Origin of the sequence: Sphingomonas yabuuchiae (assembly GCF_001477495.1) — a bacterium.
Classification (GTDB): domain Bacteria; phylum Pseudomonadota; class Alphaproteobacteria; order Sphingomonadales; family Sphingomonadaceae; genus Sphingomonas; species Sphingomonas yabuuchiae_A.
The window spans coordinates 1-8,691 of record NZ_LDTF01000117.1; the positions used below are offsets into that span (position 1 = coordinate 1).

The 8,691-nt window shown below is 65.9% G+C and carries 10 protein-coding genes; 5 read left to right on the plus strand and 5 right to left on the minus strand.

From position 1 onward, the window contains the following. Window positions 1-123: 123 nt before the first annotated feature. Together NS355_RS17085 and NS355_RS17090 are read left to right on the plus strand one after the other, a co-directional pair. The gene (locus NS355_RS17085) at window positions 124-303 is read left to right on the plus strand and encodes a hypothetical protein (RefSeq protein WP_209445129.1); all 180 of its coding nucleotides are present in this window, start codon (window positions 124-126) and stop codon (window positions 301-303) included. 4 nt (window positions 304-307) lie between these two features. Next, a complete protein-coding gene (locus tag NS355_RS17090; RefSeq protein ID WP_058746781.1) occupies window positions 308-1,414 on the plus strand; it encodes a M14 family metallopeptidase in 1,107 nt (368 codons plus the stop codon). A gap of 126 nt (window positions 1,415-1,540) precedes the next feature. On the opposite strand, the gene pgmG is transcribed toward NS355_RS17090, so the two are convergent. The 3 genes from pgmG to NS355_RS17105 are packed head-to-tail and all read right to left on the minus strand — an operon-like array spanning window position 1,541 to window position 4,014. Then, a complete protein-coding gene (gene pgmG, locus NS355_RS17095) occupies window positions 1,541-2,926 on the minus strand; it encodes a phosphoglucomutase/phosphomannomutase PgmG (RefSeq protein WP_058746782.1) in 1,386 nt (461 codons plus the stop codon). Then, complete coding sequence (locus NS355_RS17100; protein WP_058746783.1) at window positions 2,919-3,188, minus strand: J domain-containing protein; 270 nt, start codon at window positions 3,186-3,188, stop codon at window positions 2,919-2,921. The genes pgmG and NS355_RS17100 overlap by 8 nt, the downstream gene beginning before the upstream one ends. A 10-nt stretch (window positions 3,189-3,198) precedes the next feature. Beyond that, complete coding sequence (locus tag NS355_RS17105; RefSeq protein ID WP_058746784.1) at window positions 3,199-4,014, minus strand: division plane positioning ATPase MipZ; 816 nt, start codon at window positions 4,012-4,014, stop codon at window positions 3,199-3,201. A 75-nt stretch (window positions 4,015-4,089) separates the two neighbouring features. Here NS355_RS17105 and panC point away from each other — a divergent pair, with 75 nt between their 5' ends. The 3 genes from panC (at window position 4,090) to NS355_RS17120 (ending at window position 5,626) form a co-directional block, all read left to right on the plus strand. After that, window positions 4,090-4,935: a pantoate--beta-alanine ligase gene (gene panC / locus NS355_RS17110; RefSeq protein ID WP_058746785.1), complete on the plus strand. Its 846-nt coding sequence runs from the start codon at window positions 4,090-4,092 to the stop codon at window positions 4,933-4,935. A gap of 74 nt (window positions 4,936-5,009) precedes the next feature. After that, a complete protein-coding gene (locus NS355_RS17115; protein WP_058746786.1) occupies window positions 5,010-5,315 on the plus strand; it encodes a hypothetical protein in 306 nt (101 codons plus the stop codon). A 56-nt stretch (window positions 5,316-5,371) separates the two neighbouring features. After that, window positions 5,372-5,626, plus strand: coding sequence for a hypothetical protein (locus NS355_RS17120; RefSeq protein WP_058746787.1), 255 nt, complete (start codon window positions 5,372-5,374; stop codon window positions 5,624-5,626). A gap of 162 nt (window positions 5,627-5,788) precedes the next feature. On the opposite strand, the gene topA is transcribed toward NS355_RS17120, so the two are convergent. Together topA and NS355_RS17130 are read right to left on the minus strand one after the other, a co-directional pair. Beyond that, complete coding sequence (gene topA, locus NS355_RS17125) at window positions 5,789-8,392, minus strand: type I DNA topoisomerase (RefSeq protein WP_058746788.1); 2,604 nt, start codon at window positions 8,390-8,392, stop codon at window positions 5,789-5,791. Between the two features lie 104 nt (window positions 8,393-8,496). After that, the coding region (locus NS355_RS17130) for a GNAT family N-acetyltransferase (protein WP_153008269.1) at window positions 8,497-8,691 on the minus strand (195 nt) is incomplete at its 5' end.

The following is an 8,691-nucleotide window of genomic DNA, read 5'->3' on the forward strand; positions in this document are numbered from 1 at the left end:
CGGGGTACAACCGAGTCGTAAATAAGCCTCTTCGTCGGCAGCGTCAGATGGGGATAAGAGACAGGCGGGGGGCTGAGCTTTCCGATCGGCAAGAGCCAGCCGCAGGAGATCATCGGCACCGAGTTGTCGGTCCAGATCAAGCGCCGCGTCGACCAGTCGCCCATCTGGGAAGGCAGCGCGCGCAACATCGCGCCGGTTCAGGCCCTCGCCAAGCTGGACGCGCAGGCGCAGGCCGCCAAGCTCGCCGATGCGCTGTTCACCAAATTCCCCGGCGAATCGGGCCGCACGATCGAGGTGAAGTAAGACGATGACGCTGACCATCAACGCATCCTTCGACGGCGGCAATATCCGCGTCGTCGGCGTCGAGGGCGACCGGGTCGACCTGGAGATCATCAGGGACAAGGATTCCGACTTCTACCAGTGGTTCTATTTCCGGGTCGGGGGTGCGAAGGGCCGGACACTGACCTTCCGCATCCTGAACGGAGCGGATTCGGCCTTTCCCGATGGCTGGCCGAACTATCAGGTCCGTGCCTCGACCGACCGGCGGGAATGGCGGATGACGCCGACCCGTTATTCGGACGGCGTGCTGGAATGGCAGTGGACGGGCGAGTCGGACGTCGCCTGGTTCGCCTATTTCGAGCCCTATACGATGGAGCGTCACCATGATCTGGTCGCGCGAATCGCGGCAAAGGGCGTCCATCACGAAGAGATCGGCCAGACGCTGGACGGCCAGCCGATCGACTATTTCCGCCTCGGCTCGGGCGCGAAGCAGATATGGCTCTATGCCCGCCAGCATCCGGGCGAATCGATGGCCGAATGGTGGATGGAGGGCGCGCTCGACTGGCTGACCAGCCCGGCGGCCGAGTCGCTGCTGGCGGCGGCGACGGTCCATGTCGTGCCCAATATGAACCCCGATGGCACGCGGCGCGGGCATCTGCGCACCAATGCGGCGGGGGTGAACCTCAACCGCGAATGGCACGACCCGACCCCCGAGCGCAGCCCCGAAGTGCTCTGTGTGCGCAACCGCATGGACCAGACCGGCGTCGACTTCGCGATCGACGCGCATGGTGACGAGGCGATCCCGGCGAACTTCATTGCCGGGTTCGAGGGGATTCCCAGTTGGACCGAGGAACATGGCGCGAAATTCTACGAGTTCGGCCGCCGACTCGCCGCGCACACGCCCGATTTCCAGACCCAGATGGGTTATGAGAAGTCGAGCGCGGGCAATGCGAACCTGGCCATGTCGACCAACCAGCTTGCCGAGCGGTTCGGCGCGGTGTCGGTGACGCTGGAAATGCCGTTCAAGGATCATGCCCCGAACCCGGACCGCGTCCATGGCTGGTCCGGCGAGCGCTCGGCGAAGCTGGGCGTGTCGTGCCTGGAGGTTCTGTCGGAGATGATCGGGGATATCTGATCGGCCTTGGGGAGCCCTTGGGAGAGGGTTTCCCTTGGCCTTCGACTTCGCTCAAGCTGAACGGGTTTGGGGAATCTGTCCTGCCTTCCGTTCAGGCTGAGCGAAGTCGAAGCCCATGCCCCGACGCTACCGGCGTACCCCCTGCGCCGCCAGATAGCCGTCCAGCTCCGCCAAAACCCGCTCCAGTCCGGCGCGATCCCCGGCTTCTGCGCGCACGGTCAGTGCCGCCTGCGTATTGGACGCCCGCAACAGCCACCAGCCATCGGCCGTCCGCACCCGGACGCCATCGGTGTCGTTGACCTCGGCGCCATGCCGAGCCAGCGCCGCCGCCACCCGGTCGACGATGGCGAACTTGTCCGCGTCGGCCACCATGATCCGCGTCTCGGGAATATCGACCATCGCGGGCATCGCCCCGCGCAGTTCTGTCATCGAACGACCCGCCAGGTGGGCGGCGCGGATCAGCCGGATCGCCGCGTAATGGGCATCGTCGAATCCATACCACTCGCCCGCGAAGAACATATGCCCCGACATCTCACCACCCAGCGGGGCGGCGGTTTCCAGCATCTTGGTCTTCATCAGGCTGTGGCCGGTCTTCCACATGACCGGCCGACCGCCCAGCGCCTCGATATGGTCGAACAGCGCCTGGCTGGCCTTCACGTCCGCGACGATCGGCGCGCCCGGATGTTCGGCCAGGGCAGGGCCCGCCAGCAGCATCAAGATCTGGTCGCCCCAGATCACCCGGCCCTGTCCGTCGATCGCGCCGATCCGATCCCCGTCGCCGTCGAAAGCGAATCCGAAATCGAGCTTCTTGTCCGCCACGAGCCGCTTCAGCGCGTCTAGATTGGCCTCGACCGTCGGATCGGGGTGATGATGCGGGAAATGACCATCCACATCGGTGAACAGCGTATGATGCTCACCCGGCAGGCGCTGGACCAGCTTTTCGACGACGGGACCCGACGCGCCGCTGCCACAGTCCCAGCCGATGCGGTATTCGCCGCCCGCATAACCCGCCAGCAGCCGGTCGACATAGGCGTCGAGAATGTCGACCTGCGTGACGCTCCCCGCGCCCTCGGTCCAGTCGCGCGTCGCCGCCATGCGTGCCAGGTCCTGCACGTCCTCGCCGAAAAAGGGGCGATGGCGCAGCACCATCTTGAAGCCGTTGTCGTCGCGGGGATTATGGCTGCCCGTTACCTGTACGGCGCCGTCCACACCTAGGGTCGCCTCGGCGAAATAGACCATCGGCGTGGGGCCCAGGCCGATGCGTATGACGTCGACACCGCTGTCGGTCAGCCCTTCGACCAGTGCGGCTTCCAGCATGGGGGAACTCAGCCGCCCGTCGCGCCCGACGACGACACGGGTGCCACCTGCCCGCCGCACCCGCGTGGCGAAGCCACGTCCGACCGCATAGGCCGCGCTATCGTCCAGCGTCTCTGGCACGGTGCCGCGCACGTCATATTCGCGGCAGGCGCTGGGGTGGATCGCGGCGGCCCGCTCGGCCCCAGGATCAGGCATCACGGCGTGCCAGCAACAGGTCGCGCGCGGCGTTCACTCGCCGCGTCAGATCGGCCGAGCCGCCGCGATCGGGATGGACCTGCCCGATCAGGCGGCGATGCGCCTGGCGGATCGCCTCGACATCGGCCCCCGGCGGCAGGTCGAGGATCGCCAGCGCGTCCGCCTCGTCACGCGGCAGCCGGGGCGCGGGTTTCGGCTTGGCCGGGCGCGGCATATAGCGCCACACCAGCCAGATGACCGCCAGCGCGATCAGCCATTTCATGCGGCCCCCATCACGCGGCGGCGTTTGCCTCTTTGGCGCTCACTTCCGCTCCCGCCTCGGGCAGTTGCAGCGCGGCCATCATCTCGCGCAGTTCCTGCCGCGCGGCGACATGGCCCAGCCCCATCGCACCGAATTCCTTGGCATCGATCATGGTCAGGCCGTTGGGGAACATCTCACGATAGATGACGCGCTCGCCCAGGCCGGGGATGACGCGAAAGCCGACGCGGCGCGACAGGTCGGTCAACGCATCCGACACGCGGCGCATGTTGCGCGCCTCGATATGCTGCAACCTGTTGCGCAGCACGACCCAGTCGATGGTGGTGCCGTCGGCGCGAGCCCGCTGCTTGCGCGCATCCCAGATCAGCTCCGAATAGAAGCTGGGACGCGTCACCTGGAACGTCTCCGGGTCCACCTGGCCGATCAGGTCGAAGTCGACGAAACTGTCGTTCATCGGCGTGACCAGCGTGTTGGACAAGGCCGCCGCCGTCCGCGCGAAATGATCGTCGCGGCCCGGCGTGTCGACGATCAGGAAATCGGCATCCTGCGACAGTCCGAACCAGAGCTCCTCGAATCCCTCCTCGGTCTGGCTGGTGTGAGTCGCATGGACCGGCATGGGCAGCTTGTGCCCGGTGCGCTTGATCGTCTCCGCTCGGTTGTCGAGATAGCGGCCCACCGTCCGCTGGCGATGATCCAGATCGAGGCACGCCACACGGGCGCCCTTGGCGGCCAGCGCGATCGCCACATGAACCGCCGTCGTCGATTTGCCGGTGCCACCTTTTTCATTGGCAAAGACAATCACGTGCGTTGAAGATAGCCGTTCCGGCAACTCGTCGCTTCCTTATTGATCCCCGTTGCCACCCTACATAGAAGCCCTCGGCGTGGGGAACGAGGGGTAAAATCAGTGCAAGTCATTCGGGATCGCGAAGCCTTGGTCGAGGCACTCGCCGCTCTGCGTGCCGAGGGCGCGCGCGTGGCGCTGGTGCCGACCATGGGCGCGCTCCATGCCGGGCATATCGCGCTCGTCGAAGCGGCGAAGCGGCCGGGCACCAAGGTGGTGGCGTCGATCTTCGTCAACCCCAAGCAGTTCGGCGCGGGCGAGGATCTGGGGCGTTACCCCCGGCGCGAGCAGTCCGACATCCGCATGCTGACCGAGGCGGGCTGCGACCTGCTGTGGATGCCCGGCGTCGAGGTGATGTATCCCGAGGGGCATGCGACCGCGATCCGCGTCGACGGCGTCAGCGAAGGGCTGGAGGGGGCATCGCGCCCCGGTCATTTCGACGGAGTCGCCACCGTCGTCGCCAAGCTGTTCAACCAGGTCGGCCCCGACGCGGCCTATTTCGGCGAAAAGGATTTCCAGCAGCTGGCGGTGATCCGCCGCATGGTCGCCGATCTCGACTTCCCCATCGACGTGGTCGGCGTGCCGACCCAGCGCGACGATGACGGCCTCGCGCTCTCGTCGCGCAACATCTATCTCGACGAGGAACAGCGGGCCAAGGCGGTCGCCTTGCCGCGCGCGCTGGGCGTGGCGGCGCGCGCCATCGGACGGGGCGAGGACGCAGCGACCGTTTTGGCCGATGCCCGCGCGACCCTGACCGCCGCCGGGTTCGAGGTCGATTATGTCGAGCTGGTCGACGCGGTAACACTTTCACTCGATTGCACCAACGATCATCCGCGCCGTCTGGTGGCCGCTGCTCGTATGGGATCGACCAGACTGATCGATAATATCGCTGTCACCGACCTGTCATGAGTTAACCAATTTGTGACCGTTCTGGCCATAGACCCAGAGTCGGACGCAGAGGCGTCCGAACAGAGGGGCAGGATATGGCCAACAGCAGCAAATCCGCACAATTCCTGATGGAAAGCCGGTTCGCCGACCAGGTGGCGACCGACGACGGTGCGACGATGTACGACCTGGGGGTCGCCTATTCGACCGGCTCGGGGGGCAAGCGCCTGAACCTGGTCGAGGCGCACAAGTGGTTCAATCTGGCGGCGGTCGCAGGCTTCCTGCCAGCGCAGATCGCCCGTGCCGAGGTGGCCGGCGACATGACCGCGCGCGAAATCGCCGAGGCGCAGCGCCAGGCCCGCGCTTTCCTACACGGCAACATGACCCACATGCGCGCCGCCTGATCCTCCGCTAAACACAGCCTGGCCATCGCTGGTCCTGATGATGGATAGTGTGGGCCATGAAAGAACAAGGCGTAACCGCTGGCACGGTGACCATCAGCCTCTGGCGTCTCGCCGTTCACCTTGGGGTGACGATAGCCGTCAGCCTGTCCGTAACGATCATGCTCGAACGTTATGCGAATTTGCCGCATTGGATAGTGGCCAATAATTCCCATGGCCGGTCACTGGCTGGGATCATCGGACTGGCAGTCGCGCTGCTATTTCGCCGAGGTTTCAACAAGCTCTTGCCGTTGGCGGAGCAGACGAAATCCTGAAAGGGCGACATTTCCCGGGCGCCGAGAATGCCCTTCACATGTCAAACGGCTGCGTGTTTGGCCGGAAATCGCTGGATACACGCGTCCGAGTTAGGCTGACCGCCGCGCGCTGATCCGCCCGGACGGGGCGGGCCGGGATCAGCTCACGGGATCATATTCGACTCAGGCTTCGCTCGCCTTCTTTGCCGGGGCTTTCTTGGCAGGTGCCTTTTTCGCGGGTGTCTTCTTCTCTGCGGTCTTCTTGTCGGCCGTGGCCTTGGCCTTGGCAGGCGCCTTTTTCGCTGCCGCCTTCTTCGCCGGTTTCTTGCGGGTCGGAGCCGCCGCCGCCCGCGCGTCGATCAGTTGTGCGGCTTCTTCCAGCGTCAGCTGGTCCTTGTCGACCGTCTTGGGGATGGTCGCATTCGTCTCGCCATCGGTGACGTAGGGGCCGTAGCGCCCTTCCATCAGCTTGATCTCCGCCTCGGTACGCGGATGCTTGCCCAGCACCTTCAGCGGTTCGCGCGATGCGGTGCCGCGCGCGGCGCGGCCGCCACCCGCCGCCGCTTCGGCCAGCTTGACCACGGCGGCGTTCATGCCCGTCTCGAACACATCGGCGGTCGAGGTCAGGCGTGCGTATTTGCCGCTATGCGCCAGATAGGGGCCATAGCGCCCGATCGAGGCGGTGATCGGCTCGCCCGTTTCCGGGTGGTTGCCGATGGTGCGCGGCAGGCTGAGCAACTTCAATGCCCATTCCAGGTCGAGATCGACATCCTTGGGGATCGAAGCGCGCTTGGCGTCCTTGCCTTCGCCCAGCTGGATATAGGGGCCGAACCGCCCCGACTTGCGTTCGACCGGCAGCCCGGTTTCGGGGTCCTGGCCCAGCGTTTCCGGCCCGGTATCTTCACCAGCCCCTTCGCCGCCTTGCGCGAATCGGCGGGTATATTTGCACTCCGGATAGTTGGAGCACGCGATGAACGCGCCGAATCGGCCACCACGAAGGGCCAGCTTGCCCTCGCCGCAATTGGGGCAGAGGCGCGGGTCCGACCCGTCCGCCTTTTCGGGGAAGAGATAGGGCGCGAGGAACTGATCCAGTTCGGCGGTGATCGCTGAGGGCTGCTGCTCCATCACCTCCGAGGTGCGCGGCTTGAAGTCGCGCCAGAAGGCGTCGAGCACCGCCTGCCACTGGGCACGGCCACCGGACACGTCGTCCAGCTCCTCTTCCAGCTCGGCGGTATAGTCGTAGCCGACATATTTCTCGAAGAAGCGCTCCAGGAACGCCGTCACCAGCCGCCCGCTCTCCTCGGCGAAGAAGCGGTTCTTCTCGACGCGGACATAGGCCCGGTCCTTCAGCGTCTTGATGATCGAGGCATAGGTCGACGGACGCCCGATGCCCAGTTCCTCCATCCGCTTGACCAGCGACGCCTCGGAGAAGCGCGGCGGCGGCTGGGTGAAGTGCTGCTCGGCCTTCACCTCCTTCTTGGCAGGCGCATCGCCTTCGCGCAGGCGGGGGAGGCGGCGCGCCTCTTCGTCCTGGCTGTCGTCCTGGCCTTCCTCGTACAGCGCCAGATAGCCGGGGAAGAGCACGACCTGGCCGGTCGCACGCAGGATATGGCGGCCGGTGCCGTCGGCCATGTCGATGGTGGTGCGCTCCATCCGGGCCGAGGCCATTTGCGACGCCAGCGCGCGCTTCCAGATCAGGTCGTACAACCGGCCATGATCGCCCGAACCCGCACGATCGCGCGAGAAGTCGGTCGGTCGGATCGCCTCGTGCGCTTCCTGGGCGTTCTTCGCCTTGGACTGGTACATGCGCGGCTTGTCGGGGACGTAAGACGCGTCATAGCGCTCGGCCACGGCTTTCCGTGCCGCCGAGATGGCCGATCCGTCCATCTGGACGCCGTCGGTCCGCATGTACGTGATCGCGCCGTCCTCATAGAGCTGCTGCGCGATCCGCATCGTGTGATCGGCCGAGAAGCCCAGCTTGCGCGCGGCCTCCTGCTGCAGCGTGGAGGTGGTGAAGGGCGGCGGCGGGTTGCGCGTCGCGGGCTTAGTCTCGACCGACTGGACCTGGAAACGGCCCGCCTCGACATCGGCCTTGGCGCGAGTCGCGTCGCCTTCATTGCCGATCGACAGGCGGTCGAGCTTCTTGCCCTCCCACTGGACCAGACGCGCGACGAAGGGCGTGCCGTCCTGCTCCATATCGGCCGTCACCGACCAATATTCCTGCGGGCGGAACGCCTCGATCTCGCGTTCGCGCCCGACGATCAGGCGCAGCGCCACCGACTGGACGCGGCCTGCCGACTTCGCACCGGGCAGCTTGCGCCACAGCACCGGCGACAGGGTGAAGCCGACCAGGTAGTCGAGCGCGCGGCGCGCCCGGTACGCGTCGATCAGGTCGGTATCCAGTTCGCGCGGATTCTGCATCGCGTGCAGGATGGCGGGCTTGGTGATCGCGTTGAACGTCACCCGCTCGACATTGTCGGGCAGCGCCTTGCGGTTCTTCAGAACCTCCTGCACGTGCCACGAAATCGCCTCGCCCTCGCGATCAGGGTCGGTGGCCAGGATCAGGCGGTCGGCCTTCTTCGCCTCGTCGGCGATCGCCTTGAGCTGGCGTGCCTTGTCCGCGTAATTCTCCCACTCCATCGCGAAATTCTGGTCGGGGTCGACCGAGCCGTCCTTGGGCGGCAGGTCGCGGACGTGACCATAGCTCGCCAGGACGCGGTAATCCGACCCCAGATATTTCTCGATGGTCTTCGCCTTGGCGGGCGATTCGACGATGACAAGCTGCATGAGTGGTAAAACTGCGTCCCTTACGTGTGTACGCGAGGATGGGGAGGGGGCGGGGGGAGGTAAGCGGGGTTGGATCGGAGGTGGCGGGGCGTCGAAGGCCACGTTCAGCGCGTTCGAACAAATCGCAGCGCCTCCCCCCGATAGGTCGGCCGGTCGTGCAGGACGTAGCCCAGCCGCTCCGCCAGCCGGATCGATTCAAGATTGGCGGGTGAGATGATGCACTGGGTCGCGGGCGGCGCATGATGCTCGTCCATCCAGCGATGCGCGGCGGTCGCCGCTTCGAACGCATAGCCCTTGCC

What these genes read in the sequence shown, in the direction of transcription:
- NS355_RS17100 (WP_058746783.1), bottom strand. Translation starts at nt 3,188, where the DNA reads ATGAAATGGCTGATCGCGCTGGCGGTCATCTGGCTGGTGTGGCGCTAT.
- NS355_RS17120 (WP_058746787.1), top strand. Translation starts at nt 5,372, where the DNA reads ATGAAAGAACAAGGCGTAACCGCTGGCACGGTGACCATCAGCCTCTGG.
- topA (WP_058746788.1), bottom strand. Translation starts at nt 8,392, where the DNA reads ATGCAGCTTGTCATCGTCGAATCGCCCGCCAAGGCGAAGACCATCGAG.
- pgmG (WP_058746782.1), bottom strand. Translation starts at nt 2,926, where the DNA reads ATGCCTGATCCTGGGGCCGAGCGGGCCGCCGCGATCCACCCCAGCGCC.
- NS355_RS17090 (WP_058746781.1), top strand. Translation starts at nt 308, where the DNA reads ATGACGCTGACCATCAACGCATCCTTCGACGGCGGCAATATCCGCGTC.
- NS355_RS17115 (WP_058746786.1), top strand. Translation starts at nt 5,010, where the DNA reads ATGGCCAACAGCAGCAAATCCGCACAATTCCTGATGGAAAGCCGGTTC.